The sequence below is a fragment of the Acidobacteriota bacterium genome, assembly GCA_028875725.1.
In the GTDB taxonomy this organism is placed as follows: domain Bacteria; phylum Acidobacteriota; class Thermoanaerobaculia; order Multivoradales; family Multivoraceae; genus Multivorans.
In genome coordinates this window covers 1,839,240-1,857,852 of sequence record JAPPCR010000006.1, presented here as the reverse complement: position 1 = coordinate 1,857,852, position 18,613 = coordinate 1,839,240, and the positions used below count along the sequence as shown (strand labels likewise).

Sequence of the window (18,613 nt, the reverse complement as noted above, 5' to 3'; positions counted from 1 at the left end):
CGACGCCGTCCGGCGCCGGGAGCGCTCTACTCTGCGATCTGGAACGGCGCCGACCACTCCATCGTGCCCCAGCGGATCGTCAGCATGCCGGCCGCGCCGTCCATCTCGAGCACACCCTCCGTGTGCTCCGCGGGTTCAGCGAGGGTGCGGAAGGCCAGCGGCGTTTCGCCGGCATCGTGTTCGGCCATGTGCATCGTGCCCCAGACGTCGGCCAGGTGGTTGAACACGAGCTTCCAGCCGTCTCCTTCCCGCTTGAGCCAGAGGCTGTAGACGCCGGGATAGGTCGGGCCGTGGTTGTGGGCGGCTACTTCCGCGTCCTCGAACGCCAGGTCCGCGTCGGTCCAGAACTTGAACGGCTTGCCGTAGATCGGTCCCAGGACTTCGCCGTCCGCGAGGGACTCGAGCTTGTCGTAGTCGGGACCGGGAGCCTCCAGGCGATCGACGCGGAGCCGGATCGCCTGCCCGTCGACTTCGACCCGGGAAAGGGCCAGATCGTCGTCGTCTCCGACCGGTTGACGCTCGACGATGATCCCGGCCGCCTCGGCCGCTTGCTTCGTTACTCCCTTGACGTCGGCGTTGAAGAACCCGGCTTCCAGTTTCCCGGCCAGACCGTCTCCTTCCCGCGCGAGTTCCATCTCGACCGGCACGAGCTGGCCGCCGAAGTCCAGGTTCCACTTCAGCAGTACGCCCGTTTCCGTGCGGCTGATGTTCTCGATCACGACGTCGGCCAGACGCGCCAGGTAGAAGTCGGCGCTCGCCTTGCCGTCGTCGTCGGCGAACGTGATCAGGCTGTTGAGTGAGCCCTGCTGGGTGAGTACCTCGAGCACCCACTCGCCGAGAAACGGCTCGATCTCGGCCGTGTCGACGCGCTCGGCGGACGCTAGTTCCGGGGGCGGTTCCTGGGCCAGTGCCGGGCCGGCCAGCAGCAGCGCGGTCAGGAACGGGAGGACGTGTGAGCTGCGATGGGAGTTTCGTGCCATGCCGGAAGGGCCTCTTCGTGAACGGGGATTCCTGTGGGCAGGTCCGGGCGCCTGCGACGAGCGAGTCTACTAGCAGCATTCGCCGCCGTCAGGCCACGCCGTCTCGTCAGAAGTAGTCGGGCATGGACGGCGGTTCGGCCGCGAAAACCCGGTCCGCCTGTTCCAGTGCGGCGGCCGATCCTCGGACGGCCTCCATGGCCGCGAGGCGGCGGGCACTCAGGTGGCCGGTGTAGAGAGAACCGAGCGCGCGGATGTCCATCCTCAGCGTGTCGGGCCCGGCACCCTGATCGACCCGGTTCGCCCTGGCCTCGCCGCCTTCGATCTCGATCAGCCAACGGCCCGCGTTTCCGGCCAGGACGTCGTCCGTCAGTTCCAGGTCGAGCCTCGCCCTCGCGGCGGCCGGATAGCCCCGTTCGGCGAACGCCGCCCGAACGTCGACGATGCGGATCATCCAGGTTTCGGCGATGGAGATCTCGGTCCCGACCTCCGGCACGGCGAGGAGCAGCGGGTCGTCCAGCGGGCCGTACCAGACCGCATGGCGCGCCAGCGAGCGGCAGTCCGAGAACAGGGCAAGGAAGCGCCGCGCCGCGTCGGGATGCGCCACCTGAACGTCGCGGATGTTGAGGTCATACGGATAGCGACCCACCGCGCCCAGGGTGTAGACGACGTAACCGTCGATGGCGCCGTCATCCGTTGGCAGCACGTAGCCGTACACGTCGCGGCCGGCCGGGTGGTTGTGGACGCGCTGCCAGATGTGTTCGTTGCGGTCGAGCCAGCCGGGGCGGTCCGCGGCCAACCGCCGGTAGAGTCGCGCGAGCCCGTCGGCGTCGGTTTCCGGGTCGAGCCGGCGGAGTTCCCCGCTCGCCTGGATTCGCCCCAGTCCGGCGAGCGGCAGCCGGTACTGGTAGCGGTGGCCGGCGACCGCGTAGCCTGCGCGGCCGTAGAGCGTGAAGGTCGTGGGGTAGAGGGTCGAGACGGCCACGCCGGCGTCGTGCATGTCCTGGAGGGTGGCCGCCATTAGGGACTTCGCGGCGCCGCGGCCGCGGGCCGTGGGACTGATGGCGACTCCGGCGATGCCGATGTTGCGGACCGACCGCTCCCCCAGGAACAGGCCCATGTCGTACTGGACCAGGCCCCCGACGACATCACGCCCGGCTCGCACGACACGCACTTCGTCCCGTGTCGCTCGCAGCCACGAGACGCACGAATCGTAGGGCGTGTTGAAGGCCAGGGACTCCTGGCGGGCCAGGGCGTCCAGGTCGGCGGAGGTCTGGATCGGCCCGAAGCTGAGGCGCTGCGTCACGGTGCGCGAGTCTACCCGCGCCGAGCCTGGACGGCCTGCCGCAACCGCTACACTGCGCCGCCTATGGACATCGGCATCTTCATGTTTCCCACCGGCGACTCGATGCGGCCCGACGACCTCGGCGCCGAGGTCGAGGCACGCGGCTTCGAGTCCCTCTGGTTCCCGGAGCACACCCACATCCCGACCTCCCGCCGAACGCCTTTCCCCGGGGGTGGCGAGTTGCCTCCCGAGTACTCCCGTTCCCACGACCCGTTCGTCGCGCTGACCGCCGCCGCGATGACAACGGAGAGGATCAAGCTCGGCACCGGCATCTGCCTGATCATCGAACGCGACACGATCACCACCGCGAAGGCGGTGGCGAGCCTCGATGTGCTTTCGGGCGGCCGCTTCGTCTTCGGCATCGGCGGCGGCTGGAACCGGGAGGAGATGGAGCACCACGGCACGGACTACACGACCCGCTTCGCGAAGCTCGAGGAGCAGGTGGCGGCCTTCAGGACGATCTGGACCGAGGACGAGGCGGAGTTTCACGGCCGCCACGTCGACTTCGATCCGATCTGGTCCTGGCCGAAACCCGAACAGAAGCCCCACCCGCCGATCGTGCTCGGTGGCGGCACCGGCTACACCCGCCAGCGCGTCGTCGATCGCTGCGACGGCTGGCTGCCCATCGGCAGGGATACGGACGCCGTGCTCGAGGGCATCGGCGACCTGAAGCAGCGCGCCGAGCGCGCCGGCCGCGCCATGGACACGATCTCGATCAGCGTCTTCGGCGCGCCGCCGCAAGAGGAGGTGCTTGATGCCTACGCCGGGGCCGGCGTGGATCGCGTCATCCTGCCGCTGCCGCCGCAGGGCCGGGACAAGGTTCTGCCGCGGCTCGACCGCTACGCCACATTGCGGTAGCTGCCGTCTCGGCCGGACGGACCGAAGGGAAGGGCTCTCGGCGGCCGCTCGCGCTTGTCTGGTGAATGAGATGCCGGCGCTCGCTTCGGTCGGCTGCGTTTCGGCACGGCGTCAGTCTTGGTGACGGTACGGGGAGTCACTTGCCTCCAGTCCGCCGGGAACCCTTCCCTTCGGTCCTTGCCGAGACTGGACGTCGCTGCGTGGCGCCAGTTGCTCTGGCGGGAAAGTCTCCTAAACGGCTGGCAAAAAGGAAACACGATGGACATAATGAAGGCGGAATGCTAGCCTCCGGCTCGTGTTCGACCGGTTCTTCACGCCTCCCGCGGCCTCGAGTTACTTCCTGTTCGGCCCGCGCGGGACCGGAAAGTCGACCTGGCTGGCGGATCGCTACCCCGGCGCCCTGTCGATCGATCTGAACGACCCGGAGGAGGATCGCTACTACGGCGCGGCGCCGGAACGGCTACGGCGTGAAGTGGCTGCCCACCCAGCGCGACGACCGATCGTCATCGACGAGGTACAGCGAACGCCAGGGCTCCTCCCGGTCGTTCACCAGCTCATCGAGCGGGACAAGAGCCTCCGCTTCGTCCTGACCGGATCGAGCGCGAGGAAGCTCAGGCGAACCGGTGTGGACCTGCTGGCCGGCCGGGCTCTCCTCACGACGATGCACCCCTTCATGGCGGCGGAAGTGGGATCTGCCTTCAGTCTGGACTCCGCCCTGACCCTCGGCCTGATACCGCTCGTCGTCGACGCGGCGGAGCCGGAGTCCGCGCTTCGCACCTACGCGGCGCTCTACGTGCGCGAGGAGGTCCAGGCGGAGGGCCTGGTGCGCAACGTCGGTGCGTTCTCGCGGTTTCTCGAAGCGGCGAGCTTCAGCCACGGAGCCGTCCTGAACGTGTCGAACCTCGCGCGAGAATGTCAGGTCGAACGCAAGGTGGCGGCGGTTTACCTCTCCGTGCTCGAGGACCTGCTGATCGGCTTCACGCTGCCGGTCTTTCGGCGGCGTGCGGTCAGGAAACTCACCACCCATCCGAAGCTCTACCTGGTGGACCCGGGCGTGTTCCGCTCGCTCCGCCCGAGAGGTCCACTCGACCGGGACTCGGAACTGGCCGGCCCAGCGCTTGAGGGGCTGGTCGCTCAGCACCTGCGTGCCTGGATCGCCTACACGGGGCGGAAGGACTCGCTGAGCTTCTGGCGAACCCGTTCCGGCAGCGAGGTCGATTTCGTTTTCTACGGCGAGAGCGGTTTTTACGCGCTTGAGGTCAAGAGGTCGAGCGTCGTTCACCCCCGCGACCTGAGCGGCCTTCGCGCCTTCGCTGCGGACTATCCGGAGGCCACGCCGGTGCTCCTCTACGGCGGTCGTCGGACGCTTGCGAACGGCATCCTCTGCCTGCCGTACGAGGGCTTCCTTCGCAGGCTCGTTCCCGGCCGCCCCTTGGACGACATTCTGGCCGCGGTGGGTGACTAGCCTCCGGTTGAGCCCTACCTGATGGGGTTGAGGAGGGTCGCATGAGTGGCCTCGGCGTAGGTCAGGGGGCGGAAGTGGGCGAGCTTGTTGCGGAGCTTCCTCAGGCGGTGGGCGGGCCCCAACACTCTTTGGCCGCCTTCACGGTAGCGCGAAAAGTAGAGCACTAGGGTGCCGAGTTCCATGTCTTCCGGGGTCTCGATGACCCCGAAGTCGGTCTCGATGGGGAGCCTGCTGAAACGGTGTCGGTTGCGGTCGACGAGTTCGAGGCGGCGCTCTTCCAGGAGCGGCATGAGCACAGCGGCTTGCGCGGCCCAAAGGCGCCGGTTCAGTTCGCGTTCGCGGCTTTGGGCCACGAGCAACGCGGAGTGGACGACGGGTCTTTCGGGCGGTCCGTCCAGGGTGCCGTTCTCCCATCGTTCCCGCGTCTCGGCCGTCCAGCCACGCTCCTCCGCGTAGTGGGAGAGGGTGGCTTGTGGCTGTAGCGCCGCCTCGGGACCGCGGTCAAGGAGGCGCTCGGCAAGTACGTGATCCCATTGGGCCACGTGGGCGACGGAGTTGGCCAGCAGGGCTCGGACGACTCGTTGTCGCCGTCGGGCTTGCGCACTCTGCAGAGCCATCACGTAAAGATCGTCGCGATCGACCACGTCACGAAACTCCCGGTAGCTGATGGACGGCTCCGCCAAGCCGGACACCTCAAAGCCGTCGCCGCACAGCGGAAGCAGAAAAAGCGGCGGTCGGGCGGCCGCCTCCGCGTTCTGGCTAGCGTGGGCAAAGCTGCACAGGAAGCGACGCCAGACCGGCCAGTTCTCCGTGGTCAGGCCGTCGACCCAGAAGACACGGTCCCGGAAATGCTCGTCGACTACGATCTGTTGCGGTGTAGTGAAGTCGCTGGCCCTGGCTTCCGGTGCGACCGTCCGGCGAATCTCCGCGAGAGGAGAGGCTTCCGGGGCCGCGTCGACAAGCGTCCACACAGTGCACCACGCGGTTTGCTGCTCCAGGTGATCGGCCAGGCCCGTAGGCGAGCCGCCGCCGAACCTAAGCACGACGCTCGATCCTCCGCGCAAGTCGTCCGTGACGTTTTCGACGAAGCGGTAGGGCCCGGGCAAGCCCCAGAGCGAGCCCACGCCTCGTTAGTCCGGCCGTGTCAGGAGGATCTGCGCCACAACCGGATCGACCCGCCATTCAGCGGGGCCGGTCACCTGCAGAAGATGGAGCTTCACCGCCGCCCAGATCGCTGATCGCAGTTCGTCATCGCCCAGAGAGCAAGCCGCGAGTTCCCTTGCTTCCGGGTCGAGAAGCTCCTCCTCCGTCGCCGTACCGAGCTCGCGAGCCAGTTGCAGCACGGGCGCCAGCTCGGCGTGTTCAAGAGCGAAGGCCTCCCTCAGCCCGGCGGCGTGTTCCAGGAGGAGTTCGCGGAAGCCGGCCTTGCTGGTCAGGTGCTCAGGATGGCCGCCGTTCCGCAGAGCTTGCACGACGAGGTCCAGCAGTACGGGCCAGCCGCCCGCCAAATCGGCAAGCTCCCGCTCCTGTTTCGGGTCCAGGCGGTGCCCCACATCTTGGTCGTCATCTAGGCACCTGGCGGCGAAGTCGAGAGACCACGGCTTAAGCTCGACGAGTCGAAGCGCTCCCCGCTCTTCGCGCTCGATGATCGTCCGGCGGTGGGCCATTAGTCGGTTTGCGTCCAGGGCGAAGACGACTCGAGCGAGCTTGTCGCGCGAGCGGAGCGTCTCGAGCGATCCCTGCGCGGAACGCAGCCAGTCCTCGTGCCATGTTTGGGCGGTTGCGTCGCAGAGAAGCACCGTGGTGCCGGGCTTTCGGGCCCTCAGGCGGCTCCTGAGGTCGCGCTCGAATCCGGCGCGGGACCGTGGTGCCTTCAACCGTTCGACCTCGCCCGTTCCCTTGCCGGCCGTCAGGAAGTCCAGGACGTGCCTTGCGCCGGCAGCCTCCGTTCCGCACACCAGAACGACTTCGTTGCGGCCGGTACCCTTCTCGGAACGGCCCTCGATCTCGTGTTCCTGTCGAAGCGTCAGAGGCCGGTGAAGTGGTCCCTTTTCGTCGTCTCGCCTTCTGATCTCTCGTGGACCCAACTCGGGCGTTGCGGGTCGTTCTTCAAGTGTGAGTAGTTTCGCTTCGAGAGCCTGCGCGTTGCCGAGGAGAGCTAGGACGTTCGGGTTGCGGAGGCTGAACTTCGGCTCTTCCGATCCTGGCTGGTCCGTGAGTCTGAGGACGCCTAGTTCGACCATTTCTTCCAGCAGGGCCTTGAACTGCTCCGTGTCGTAGCCGTCGCCGAAGCCGACCTCCCACCACGCTCTAGCTTCGTCGAAGAGGCGCTCCACGCCAGTGCCGTCGCGCAGGACACGGTCGTCCTCGTGGCACATGTACGCCAGGACGTATGCAATTGCCTCGTAGCGGGGGTCGAGTTCCAACGTCCACACGAACCGTTTACGGATCTCGTCCTGGAAGGTCCGGTCGCGGTGGATGCCGTCCAGAAGGTCGGCGCTTACGGCCGGCAGTTCGTTCGGCGAGCGGCGGCGAGCCGGCGCCGATAGCCTGTCGGCGATCGCGTTCCCGTAGATCTGGAGGAGGCTCGGATAGTAGTTCGCGCGCGCAAGCACACTTCGCGTCAGCCGCCGCGGGTCGAACCGGTAGCCGCAGGCTCGGAGGGGTACGCTGATCAGGTCCTCCGCTTCCTGCCGCTCCTCCCGCCGGATGAAGGGGCCGATGCAGATCGGCGTACCCATGTGCGCCAATGGATGGTTGGACTGGTTGGTGGTCCGCAGGACGTTGTGCAAACCCGCGAAAACCACCTTGATCGAGCGGTTCCGCTCCATGAGAGCTTTCAGCCTTGAGGACTCGGCGAAGGTGGCGCGGCTGCTGTTCAGGGCGTCGCGGCGCAGAAAGTTGTCGGCTTCGTCCAGCAGGATCAGCAGTCTGCCTCGCGTCTTGGGGTTGAACCGCGAGTGCAGAGCTTCGCAGAAAGTCCCAACGCTCCTCGGTTCACGGGTGGGCCGTTGAGCGGACTCGTCGATCGCCCCCAACTCTTGCAGGTGCTTCCAGATCACGGCCCACACATCGGCCGTGTCGGCATCGCCGATGCCGCCGTCCTTGAGGTCGATCCAGACCGCGAACTGACCGCGCTCCGGTGAAGTGAACTCCTCCTGTACTTTTCGGAGAAGGGCCGTTTTCCCCAACTGCCTTCCCCCGTAGAGAAAGCACGATCCCTCGTCGAAGTTGCTGACTTCGCTCCTTTCTCGGTCTCGCCCGAAGAACATCTCCGGCGGAACGAAGCTGGAGCGCGTCTGGAAGGCCTTGCAGTATGAAAAGGGAAGAGTTAGCGCGAAGAACGAAGCGCGACGGGGGCTGGCCTGCATAGCTAGGAAGGCCAGGAGCGACTGGTCCAGCACGACGAAGGGGAGCTTCTTCTCAAAGCTCGTGCGTGTGAGTTGCTCACGAATGCCGTCACTCAGCGGCGCGGCGCACACGACGATTGCGGCCTGACCCGAGTACGCACCTCCCAACTCCTGCCCCACCTGGGTTGGAGTAGGAGCATCGAAACACACTAGGAGGCGATAGCGACCACGAGCTAGGGAACCGAACTGGGCGATCGCGCATTCATCCCTGTTGGCGAGAGTGTCGGCGAGGAGCTCTCCCGTCCACATGCCCCGGCGTACTCCGGAGACGTTACGGTCGAACTTCACCCGAACATCGGTGAAGCCGAGGCGGCTGAAGAGCTCCCGCGCAACCTTCGCGACGCTTGGCCGGTTCACGCGCGAGCAAGTCCTCAGGTCGCCCCAGCGTTCAAGCAGATCGGCGGCCGACACGCGATCGTCTTCGTCGAGTTCGTCGAACAGGAGAACTCCTTGGCGCCCACCCTCCTTCGCGGCCTCGACGACAGCCGACCAGTCTTTCGTCGCCGCGCGCAACTCGCCGCGGTCCGCGGCGAGGTACGAGTCGAGGAGGTCGCCCGGGCCTGTGAGGTCCTCGATTGTCCTCACGCGGGGCTCGCTGGCGCGGAACAGGAGCTCGTTCGCGGCCACGAGATCACCATCGTTGATGTGACGCTCGATCTCCCGCAGCCGGTCGGGCTCGGCGGCTAGTCGGCTTTGAGCCTCGCTGCGGAGCGCTTGGAGGCTCCCATCCTTGGCTCTCTCGAGTTCACGTCGGAGGGAATCCAGTTCGGCGACGCTCCTGTCGAAGTGGACCACCTTCCGATCTTCGATCCTTTCCTCCAACGCGGAGAGGCGCAAGTCGGTTCCGAGGCGGTCGTCCGGCGCCAACTGTCCGTACAGATACGCCGACTCCAGGGCGTCGCGTAGGGTCTCCGCGTCCTCCTTCAGAGAGTGGAGGCGATCCTCGCGGGAGGAGGCCAGACGTTCCCGCCAGCGCTCCGAGTCGTCTTCGCTCATCTGTTCCGTGCTTGCGGGCCAGTCCAGGATCCTCTGTGCGGTCAAGAGGTCAGCGGCCTCGATCCGTGTCTCCAAGGCGGTTGTCAGATCGGGGACCGGAGCAGAAGAGAGCGTTCTGAGGTCTTCTTCCGGATTCCCGTCGGCCAGACCGGAGTCGGCAATCCGAATCTGCGGATAGCGGAAGAGGCCGGATGCCCTGACCATCTCGGTGGTGGGCTCGTTCGTAGCGGCCGCTCTCGACTCTAGGTCGACGAGCTTCTCGACCTGAGTCAGTGCGGAACTTGCCGCGTTCGCGGCAGCTCGAACGAGTGGATCCTCGTCCCGGCGTGCTTTGACAGTCTGTAGCTCCTGATGGAGGCCTGGAGCATCGTTCTGGATCAGCCGGACGAAGTTCGAGAGGACTTCTTGGTGATGGCTGGGGTGGTCGGTCGTGGCGTCGAGCAGATCAAGGTACTTGCGGGCGAGTTCGCAGGGGCGGTCGAGTCGCCTCCGGATCTTCCTGAAGATCTTCTGGTCGATGGATTGTCGCCTGTTGAGCAGGCGCGCACTTAGGTCGTCCAGGCGTTTTCTTAGGCTGTCCCGGTCTTCGATCTCGGCGAGGTCGGTGCGGACCTGGTCCGCGTCAGCTCCGTGCGAGATCCCTTTCAAGAGCCGATCCAACGGGCCTTCCCTCAAGAGAGCGCTCCAGACCTTCTTGGCGGGGACGTAGCCTAGGGGAAGCGTTGCGTCCCCCTCGCGCCATGAGGCTAGGTCCCTCCGCAAGGCAGCCATGGCGTCTCCCTGTTTCAGGTGGTGTCCTGCTCGGCGTAGGAACGACCCTGCGTCGATCCCCGCTGTCTGGGCGGCCCAGCCTCGCTCGGCGGCTTGATGAGAGAAGTCGTACAGCACGAGCAGGCCTTCATGCGTGAGACCCTGGAGCCAGGCTGCTGCTCCGGTGTGCGGGGCAAGCAGCGTTGGAACCACGGCGCCGGCGAAACGGAGCAGGGCTTCCGCGTTCACCTGGGCCGGCGTGCTCCCGGGCAAAGGTTCACTCGGCGCGTTCTCGATTACTTCGCGCAGATCGGCCGCGAGTTCCCCGTGGGCCTGCCGCAGGTGGCTGGCGTACAACGCTGCTTCGACGACGGCACTTCGAGGTTGGCCCGCCGTGATCTCCAGTTCCTCGGCGAGGCGGCAGATCTGGAAGGCCTCGGCCAGGCGAGGCGGTTCGTCAGCCAGAGCCTCCGCGAGGGCCTTCCGCACGCTTCGCTCGCGCTCGTTCCACGCTTGGGCCTTGGGTGGCTTCGGTGTCGCCGGAGCGGGTGTTGGCCTCGGCTCTTCGAGTGGCGACGCCGGATCCGCTGGTTCTTCGCCAACCGCTCCAGCAGGGGCTGCCGTCTCGGCTGCCGCTGCTGACGGCGCCGGCGACTTCCGGGTCTTCGAATCGTCGGACTCCACGGGCTTTTCCCGAGGAAGCGGCTGGTCGGGTTGCGCTGGCGTCTGGGCGGGCTCCGCCTTCCGCTCCTTCTCGGTTTGAACCGCGGGCGATTCGGTGTCGGCCGGATCGTTCTCGGCCTGCGCGGCTGGAGGCTTGGGGGGCTTCCTCTCCGCTTGGGCCGGGACCTCCGCATCAGTCTGCGGGACGTTCCTGTCGCCCTGAACCGCCACGCTTGGAGTGAGCGCCGCCAGCAGAGCGTCTTCCGCCGCTCGGTGGCGATTCCTGGCCGCGACCCTCTGTTCGTGGAGTGCGTCCAGCCGCTCGTCCAGGTTCCGCTGTTCTTCCCGGCTCGTGGGTTTGCGGTCCTGGAGGCTGATTCGTTGCTGTTCCAGTTTGCCGTAGTCGTTGTGGGCCTGTTCCAGCGTTTCGATGGCCTTCTGGACCTCGCTCCGTAGTCTGGCGAACTCGGCTGTGGCCTCTCGCGGGTGCAGTTGCGACAGATTGCTCCACCCGTCGGCCAGTTCATCCACGTCCGCCCGGATTCCCGCGGCGGCGTCGCTCCGGGCGATTTCATCCAGGAAACGTGCGGCGGCCGACTGGAGTTCTTCTGTGGTTTTGCGGGAGTCGAGGCGCTGGCGCCGAGCCGTCAAGCTTCCCTGGAGTGTCTGCACGCGGTCTTCCACACTCGTCGCGAAGCCACCAAAGATCTCGAGGGACTCAGCGTCCTCGACCTCCTCGACGAGCCCGTGCAGGGAAGAGAACGCAGAGTCGATCGTCGTTTCCACGTGCTGCAGCGTCTGCAGTAGCTCGCGGTTTGGGGCGTCGGAACGGGCGGCTGGTTCCCCGACTTCCGTTGACCCCGCCCCCGGCGTCTCAGGATCGATGTCGGGATTCGGCGGCGGGTCCGCGGCTGCCGGCTGGAGCAACTTCTCGAACTCTCCCGCCAGTTTGTCGACCCGGTCTACTGCCCGCTGGAGAACCGACCGGTCATCTAGGAGCGAGGCGAGCGTGAAGGCAAGATGAACGGTCTGGCGACGCTCCGCGTTATCCATTTCGGACCATCTGTTCAGCCGGGAGTCCACCTCCTCCCTGAGCCGGTCGACGAGGACATCGTCAGACCCCTCCGACTGGAGGAGGCTCCGGTCCAGGTTGTCCAGGATGCAGTACTCAAGGGATGGAGGCGGTTCGTCCTCGGGCCTGCCGCCTTTCCGCCGGTTCGGAACCGAAGCGGCCGGTCGCGGGTTGGCACGCCAATGGTCCCAGAGTTCCCTGCGGTTTCGCGGATCCGAGTAGAAGGCGAGCATGACGGCTTCGTCCGTTTCCGCCTCGAGGTCGTCGCCAATCTTCGAGCGCACCCAGACGCCCTGAAGGAGGCGGTGGCGTCGTTGGCCGCTCAGATACAGAGGCTTCTGGAGCTTCAGAAGACTGCTGAGACAAAGGGGAAGACCGTTCCCCAACTCGTTCTTCGAAAGAGACTGGGCCATGTTCGCGTTGACAGGAGGCCGCGGACTCTAGCAGCCCGTGGCCAGATCGGCGCCGGTCTCCGACACGAGCAGACCGACGACGTCCCGCAGGGCCTCGTCCTTGCTCGCTCCCTCGACGAGTCGCAGCCGGTAGAGGTCGAGCTGGCGGTCGGCGCTCGAGCCTTCGCGCACGATCGTCAGGCTGTGCCGGAGTTCCGGCTCGCAGCCGAGGGCGCAGGCGTCTTCGGCGAGTTCGTCTGTGAGTTCCTGCAGTTCGTCGGCGATGTCGATGCGGCCGCCGCGCCGGGTGTCGCCCAGGAACGCCAGCAGGCCGTAGCGCTGCGCGAGCCACTTGTTCTCGACGATGATCTCGGTCGGGGGCTCGGGCGGCAGCGTGCCTTCCCGGTCGTGCCGCGCCAGCATCCGGATCAGGGAGGCATAGAGAGCGACGATGCACATCGCGTCCTCGATCGCCGGACAGGTGTCGCAGATTCGGAGTTCCACTGTCGGGAACTTGTGGGACGGACGGATGTCCCACCAGATCTCGCTGCCGTCCGTGATGAAGGCCATGCGCTGGTACTCGCCGAGAAGCGCTTCGTAGTCGGCTTGGGAGGCGAGCGGGCCGGGGATGCTGGTCCGGGGCATCGCCTCGAAGAGATTCAGCCGGTTGCACTTGAACCCCGACTCCCGGCCCTTGCCGAACGGCGACGAGGCGGAGAGCCCGATGAACAGGGGCAGGTAGCGCCGGAGCGCCGTCATGACGCGGACCCGGGTGTCGAAGTCCCCGAAGCCGGCGTGCACGTGCATGCCGCAGATGACCAGGCGCCGGACCGTCTCCTGGTAGGTGGAGGCGAACTGCCGGTAGCGTTCCTTTGGCGTCGGAAGCTGGGCTTCCCAGGCCGCGAACGGATGGGCCGAGGCGCCGATCACGGCCGCGCCGTGGGTTTGCGCCGCCTCGACGACGAGCTTGCGGGCCGCCTTCAGGCCCTCGCGCACTCCGGCCACGGAGTCGTGGACGGCGGTGTTCGTTTCGATCTGGGAGCGAAGGAACTCGTGGACGACCTTCTGGCCGCCCGCGGCTTCGCCGCAGGCTTCGAAGATGCGCGGATCGGGGTCGTTGAGGAGATCGCGCGAGTCGGGGTCGACGAGGAACAGTTCCTCCTCGACCCCGAGGGTGATCGTGACGTCGTCCGCCACTTCAGTAATTGAGCTCTTCGCCTTCGGATTTCGCGATGACGGCTGCGCCGACTGAGTCGGACGTGATGTTGACCATCGTTCGGAACATGTCGAGCGGGCGGTCGACGCTGAGCATCACGCCGGCGAGCGCGTAGGCCTCCGGCGTGGTCAGGTCGATTGCCTCGAGCACGATGAAGATCATCACCAGGCCGGCCGACGGGATCGCCGCGGCGCCGACCGAAGCCAGCAGCGCGGTCAGCACGACGACCAACTGTGTGTAGAGCGACAGTTCGACACCCAGGGCCTGGGCGATGAAGAGGGCGCCGACGATCTCCAGCAGGGCCGTGCCGTCCATGTTGACGGTAGCGCCCATCGGCGCGACGAAGCTGCTGACCCGGTTCGAGGCGCCGACCTTCTCCCGCAGGCACTTCATCGTCATCGGCAGGGTGGCCGCGGAGGAACTGGTCGAGAATGCCATCGCCATGGCGGAGGCCATCGCCCGGTAGTGGTGGATGGGGTTCTTCCTGGAGAGCAGGGCGAAGAGCAGCGGCAGGACGACGAACACGTGCAGCGTCAGGCCGACCGCGATCGTCAGCACGTACTTGCCGACCTGCTGGAACACGTCGAGGCCCATCTGGCTGACCGCGCGGGCGAGCAGCGCGAAGACGCCGATCGGCAGCAGGCGGATGACCCAGGTCGTCACCTTCATCATCGCCTCGAAACCGGCGCTGAACCCGTCGCGGAGCAGGTCTCCGGTCTTGCCGGTCATCACGCCGATCGCGGCGCCGAGCACGATCGAGAAGAAGATGAGCCCGAGGATGTCGCCCCCGGCCGCGGCGCCCACCGGATTGTCCGGGACGAGCCGCTGGAGGATGTCGGCCATCGAACTGGGCGTCTGCAGGTCCTCCGGTGTGAGCGGCGCCACTCCTTCGGGCATGACGAGACCCCTTCCGGGCCGTATGCTGTTGGCCAGAGTCAGGCCGACGAGGATTGCCATGAAACTGCTCAGCGTGTACCAGAGGAGAGTCTTGCCGCCCAGGCGACCGATCGACCGGCCGTCGCCGATGCCCGACACGCCGTGCACGATCGAGGTGAAGATCAGGGGCACGATGACCATCCGGAGGAGGCGCATGAAGAGGTCGGCGACCCATGCGATCCAGCCCACCTCTCCGAAGACGAGGGCGAAGCAAAGCCCCGCCGCCATTCCGATCAGTACCTGCCAGTGAAGTGCGAGTTTCATGAGTCGGCAGGGTAGCACGCGAGAACGGAGGCTTCGCCGACCGTTTCGGCGCCGCCCGCGCGTACTCGCGCTGGCTTCTGCCGTGGTGCTGGCGGCGCTTGTGGCGAGCTGCGGCAGTGTCCGCTACTACTCCCAGGCGGTCTGGGGCGGGGCCGATGTCCTGGTGAAGCGCAAACCGATCGATCGCCTGCTCGAACCGGGCCGCGCACAGGTTCTGTCGGCCGCGACCCGGGGACGGCTGGGGCTGAGCCAGGAGATTCGCGACTTTGCCAGCCGGGAGCTCGGACTCCCGGACAATCGGAGCTATCGCAGCTATGCCGACCTGGGTCGACCCTACGCGGTCTGGAACGTCGTCGCCGCGCCGCGGCTCAGCCTGGAGCCGAAGACCTGGTGTTATCCGTTCGCCGGCTGCGCCGCCTATCGCGGCTACTTCAACGAACGCGCGGCGCGGCGCCATGGCGATCGGCTGGCCGCCGACGGTTACGACGTGCGCGTCGGCGGTGTGGCGGCGTACTCGACCCTGGGCTGGTTCGCGGATCCGGTGCTCAACACCTTTCTCGACTACGCCGAGGCCGACCTCGCGGCCGTGATCTTCCACGAGCTCGCCCACCAGGTCGTCTACGTCAAGGACGACAGCGCGTTCAACGAGTCCTTCGCGACCGCGGTCGAGGTCGAAGGCGTGCGCCGGTGGCTGGGTTCGCTCGGTCGCGACGCGGAGCTCGCGACCTTCGAGAGCGGTCGGCGTCGCCGGCGCGACCTGAACCGCTACCTGCTCGAGGTGCGAGCCGAACTCGAGTCGATCTACGGCAGCGACGACAGCGACGATGGGAAGCTGGCCCGAAAGGCGGAGTTGTTCCGGGCCCTGCCCTCGCGCTATCGGCGTGAACTCGTTCCGGCCTGGCGCGCGGCGGGCGACGACGCGGGCGGCGAATCGAACCTCGGCGGCTGGCTGTCGCGGCTCAACAACGCGGACCTCGTCGCGGTGGCGACCTACGACGACTTCGTGCCGGCGTTCCGGGCCCTGCTGGTGTCGTCGGGGGGTAGCTTCCCCGCGTTCTACGCCGAGGTGGAGCGGCTGGCGGGCCTGGAACCGGACGAGCGACGCCGCGCTCTCGACTCGCTGGCTACCGGCGGTCCAGAACCGCCCGAGCCCGGTCCGGATAGTCGGTGAACACGCCGTCGACGCCAAGCTCGAACAGGTAGCGCTCGAGTTCCGCTTCGTGACTGTCGTGGCGGTCCGGCACCTGGTCGGCGCGGAACGTGTAGGGGTGGACGGTCAGGCCGGCGTCGCGGGCCCAGTCGATCAGCTCGGGCTGCCGCTCAAGCATCGTCTTGGCCGGGCCGATGCCGTCGGCGAAGGCGGCGACGCCGGCCATGCCCTCGGCGCTCAGGAACCGCCGGTACTGCTCGACCTCGGCCATCAGGAACACCTGGGGTAGTTCGGAGCCCAGTTCGCGCAGGCGTCTGAGGCTCTCCTCCTCGAAGCTCTGAACGAAGATCAGAGCGCCGCTTTCCCGGTAGCCGTAGCGCTCGACGATCTCGAGCAGCGCCTCCTCCATGGCCTTCCCCTCGGCGCGGTGCCAGGCGGGCGCCTTGAGTTCGGGATAGATGCCGACCGTTCGGCCGGTCCGTTCATTCAGACCCTGGACCAGCTCGATCATCTCGGCGAAGGAGGGCACGGCAAATCGGCTGCTGCCCCTGGGAAAGCGGTTGCCGAGACGTTCCTCCGCCTGAAGCCCGCGGATCTCCTTGAGCGTGAAGTCGGCGGCGTACCAGCGGCCGTCCTCGCGGGCGCGGTCGGGGAAGACCTGCTCGACGTTCGTCGTCGCCTGCAGGTAGATGTCGTGCAGACAGATCAGGTGGCCGTCCCGGGTCAGGACGAGGTCCGGCTCGATGTAATCGGCCCCCATTCCGTGAGCGAGGGCGTACGCCGGCAGGGTGTGCTCTGGCAGGTAGCCGCTGGCGCCGCGATGGGCGATGACGATCCTGGCGGGTGGCGTCACGGCGTCCTCCGTGCCTCCGTCGTCGCCGTCGATTCCGGCGGCGGGAAGCGCCGAACCGCACGCCAGCGCGGCGGCAACGAACGGGACTCGGGCTTTCGAGATCACGTGGAAGTTCAAGGCCGGCCAGCACCCGGCTGGCGCGGCCTCGCGCCAGCCGCGTCACAGTCCGAGCGCCCGTCTTCGGGCGGGCGGATGTCAGGCCGGCGCACCGACACATCGGGCAGGGCCTCGACTTCGACCCGGGCATCGTTGAAGCAGGCACCCGCGCCGATGTCGGTCAGGGTGTCTGGAGCGAGCGCACAGGCGTTGGTCCCCGATTCCGTGCTCCTGGCCCAGACGCCCTTGGGAAGGAGGGCGACTCCGGGCCGGAGGTCCGGGTTGAGGCGGACGCGGCAGCGGACCTCGCCGTAGTCGTTGAACACCCGCACCCGCGGCTTGTCGCGGGGGCTCAGCCCGCGCGCGGCGGCGTCGTCCGGGTGCATCTCGAGCGGCACCTGGCCGGGTCGCAACTGGCCGAAGGTCGAGCTCACCGTCTGCGGCACGGAGGGCGAGATGAGCGCCAACGGGTACCGTCCATCGCCCGGCTCGGAGTGGAAGGCGTAGAGTCCGCGCGCCGACTCGGCCTCGAGTGACGGTGGGCAGAGATGGACCCTGCGGTCGGCCGTGTGGGGGAAGACGTCGACGAACTGGATCGGCCGGCGGCCGGTCTCGGGCAGCACGAGCCCGTCGTTCGCGAGCTGCCGCTCCCGCTGCCGGCCCAGCACCGCCTGCCGCCATTCGCCCTCCGAGCGGGGGTCGTCGTCGTGCAGGAGTCCGAGCCGGTGCGCGAGCTCGTCGAAGACGCGCAGGTTGGAACGGGCCTCGCCGACCGGCTGCGTCACCGGCTTCGTGTCGTGGAGCACCATCGCGCCGTATCCCATCGCCAGGTCGTCGTGCTCCAGGAAGGTCGTCGCCGGCAGTACCAGGTCGGCGTAAAGGGCGGTATCGGTCATCACCTGGTCGAAGACGACGGTGAACAGGTCCTCGCGGGCCAGACCTCGGCGGACGAGTTCCTGGTTCGGCAGCGTCGCCAGCGGATTCGCGTTGTAGACGAAGAGGACCTTGACCGGCGGGCCCGGGATCGCGTTCGGGTCGGTCAGGACCCGGCCCACATGGTTCATGTTCACGATCCGGGTGCCCGGCGACGGCTCGCGCCAGCCGACGTTCCGGAAGGCGGCGCCGTTGCTCATCGTGTAGCCGCCGGCGCGGACCCTGAACTTGCCGCCCACGGCGGGCAGCGCGAGAATCGCCGCGACCGCCGAGCCGCCGTTCCGGTTGCGCTCGACGCCCCAGCCGCAACGGATGACCGCCGGCGAGGACGCGGTGTAGAGCTCGTAGCAGCGGGCGATGTCACGCACCGGGACGCCCGTGACTTCGGCGGCGTGCTCGAACGTCCAGGGTTCGGCGCGCCGGCGCAACTCGTCGACTCCGCTCGCGTGTTCAGCCAGGAACTCGAGATCCGCGTCGCCGCAGCGGAAGAGCTCGCGGTGGAGGGCGAGCGCCAGGCACAGGTCCGTGCCGGGCCGCGGCTGCAGGTGGAGGTCGGCCTGCTTCGCCAGCGGCGTGCGTCTTGGGTCGACGACGACGAGCTTGCCGCCGCGGGCCCGGGCGGCGCGCAGGATCGGCACCAGGTGGATGCCGGTGGAGGAGGGGTTGGCGCCCCAGACGATCGCGAGTTTCGCTTGTTCGTAGTCCTCGAGAGCTACGCCGGCCATCTTGCCGTAGAGGCCGAGCGCGGCCGCCGTGCTGGGCGCCGCGCACACGTTGCGGGCCAGGGCCGAGGCTCCGAAACGGCGGAACAGGATCGCATCGGCCGTGTCCTGGGTCAGCAGGCCGTTGGAGCCGCCGTAGCTCAGCGGCAGCACGGACTCGCCGCCAAGCGCGGCCTTCGCCTCCGTCATCCGCTCGACGATCAGGTCGATGGCGCGGTCCCAGGAGATCGGCTCGAGCCGGCCTTCGCCTTTGCGTCCGCCGCGGCGCGCCGGGTGAAGCAGGCGATCCTCGCCGTAGAGATGCCGCGAAATCCGGCCGACCTTGGAACAGATGAAGCCGTTGGTCAGCGGATGCGCGACCTCCGGTGGCGCGGCGCGCACCTTGTCGACCCGGCCGTCCCGGACCTCGACTTCGAGGGAGCAGGAATCGGGGCAGTCCAGCGTGCAGGCGGTGTGGTGAACGGCGGCCTGCGGAACCTGGCCTGGCGTCGGATTGGCGACGGTCATCCGTGGAA

Annotated in this window: 11 protein-coding genes; 3 read left to right on the top strand and 8 right to left on the bottom strand. The window is 67.4% G+C overall.

Going from position 1 to position 18,613, the window contains the following annotated elements; translation table 11 throughout:
- Positions 1–26: 26 nt before the first annotated feature.
- Positions 27–980: a DUF2911 domain-containing protein gene (locus OXI49_09485; protein ID MDE2690731.1), complete on the bottom strand. Its 954-nt coding sequence runs from the start codon at positions 978–980 to the stop codon at positions 27–29.
- 106 nt (positions 981–1,086) lie between these two features.
- Complete coding sequence (locus tag OXI49_09480; GenBank protein ID MDE2690730.1) at positions 1,087–2,283, bottom strand: GNAT family N-acetyltransferase; 1,197 nt, start codon at positions 2,281–2,283, stop codon at positions 1,087–1,089.
- 63 nt (positions 2,284–2,346) lie between these two features.
- On the opposite strand from OXI49_09480, the gene OXI49_09475 reads away from it, so the two are divergent.
- The gene (locus OXI49_09475; GenBank protein ID MDE2690729.1) at positions 2,347–3,180 is read left to right on the top strand and encodes an LLM class F420-dependent oxidoreductase; all 834 of its coding nucleotides are present in this window, start codon (positions 2,347–2,349) and stop codon (positions 3,178–3,180) included.
- Between the two features lie 295 nt (positions 3,181–3,475).
- Entirely contained in the window at positions 3,476–4,645 is a 1,170-nt protein-coding gene (locus tag OXI49_09470) for an AAA family ATPase (GenBank protein MDE2690728.1), read from the top strand.
- 14 nt (positions 4,646–4,659) lie between these two features.
- Here OXI49_09470 and OXI49_09465 read toward each other — a convergent pair whose 3' ends face one another.
- The 4 genes from OXI49_09465 to OXI49_09450 all read right to left on the bottom strand — a co-directional run bounded on the left by OXI49_09465 (position 4,660) and on the right by OXI49_09450 (position 14,344).
- The gene (locus OXI49_09465) at positions 4,660–5,769 is read right to left on the bottom strand and encodes a hypothetical protein (GenBank protein MDE2690727.1); all 1,110 of its coding nucleotides are present in this window, start codon (positions 5,767–5,769) and stop codon (positions 4,660–4,662) included.
- Positions 5,770–5,775: 6 nt separating this feature from the next.
- Positions 5,776–11,820 carry a hypothetical protein gene (locus OXI49_09460; protein ID MDE2690726.1) on the bottom strand — a complete coding sequence of 2,015 codons (6,045 nt, stop codon included), beginning with the start codon at positions 11,818–11,820 and terminating at the stop codon, positions 5,776–5,778.
- Between the two features lie 156 nt (positions 11,821–11,976).
- A complete protein-coding gene (locus tag OXI49_09455) occupies positions 11,977–13,125 on the bottom strand; it encodes a carboxylate-amine ligase (GenBank protein ID MDE2690725.1) in 1,149 nt (382 codons plus the stop codon).
- 1 nt (position 13,126) lies between these two features.
- The gene (locus tag OXI49_09450; protein MDE2690724.1) at positions 13,127–14,344 is read right to left on the bottom strand and encodes a dicarboxylate/amino acid:cation symporter; all 1,218 of its coding nucleotides are present in this window, start codon (positions 14,342–14,344) and stop codon (positions 13,127–13,129) included.
- 85 nt (positions 14,345–14,429) lie between these two features.
- On the opposite strand from OXI49_09450, the gene OXI49_09445 reads away from it, so the two are divergent.
- Entirely contained in the window at positions 14,430–15,515 is a 1,086-nt protein-coding gene (locus OXI49_09445; protein ID MDE2690723.1) for an aminopeptidase, read from the top strand.
- Here the strand turns inward: OXI49_09445 and glpQ are convergent.
- The gene (gene glpQ / locus OXI49_09440; GenBank protein ID MDE2690722.1) at positions 15,469–16,452 is read right to left on the bottom strand and encodes a glycerophosphodiester phosphodiesterase; all 984 of its coding nucleotides are present in this window, start codon (positions 16,450–16,452) and stop codon (positions 15,469–15,471) included. The genes OXI49_09445 and glpQ overlap by 47 nt on opposite strands.
- An 8-nt stretch (positions 16,453–16,460) precedes the next feature.
- Complete coding sequence (locus OXI49_09435; protein MDE2690721.1) at positions 16,461–18,605, bottom strand: molybdopterin-dependent oxidoreductase; 2,145 nt, start codon at positions 18,603–18,605, stop codon at positions 16,461–16,463.
- Positions 18,606–18,613 lie beyond the last annotated feature (8 nt).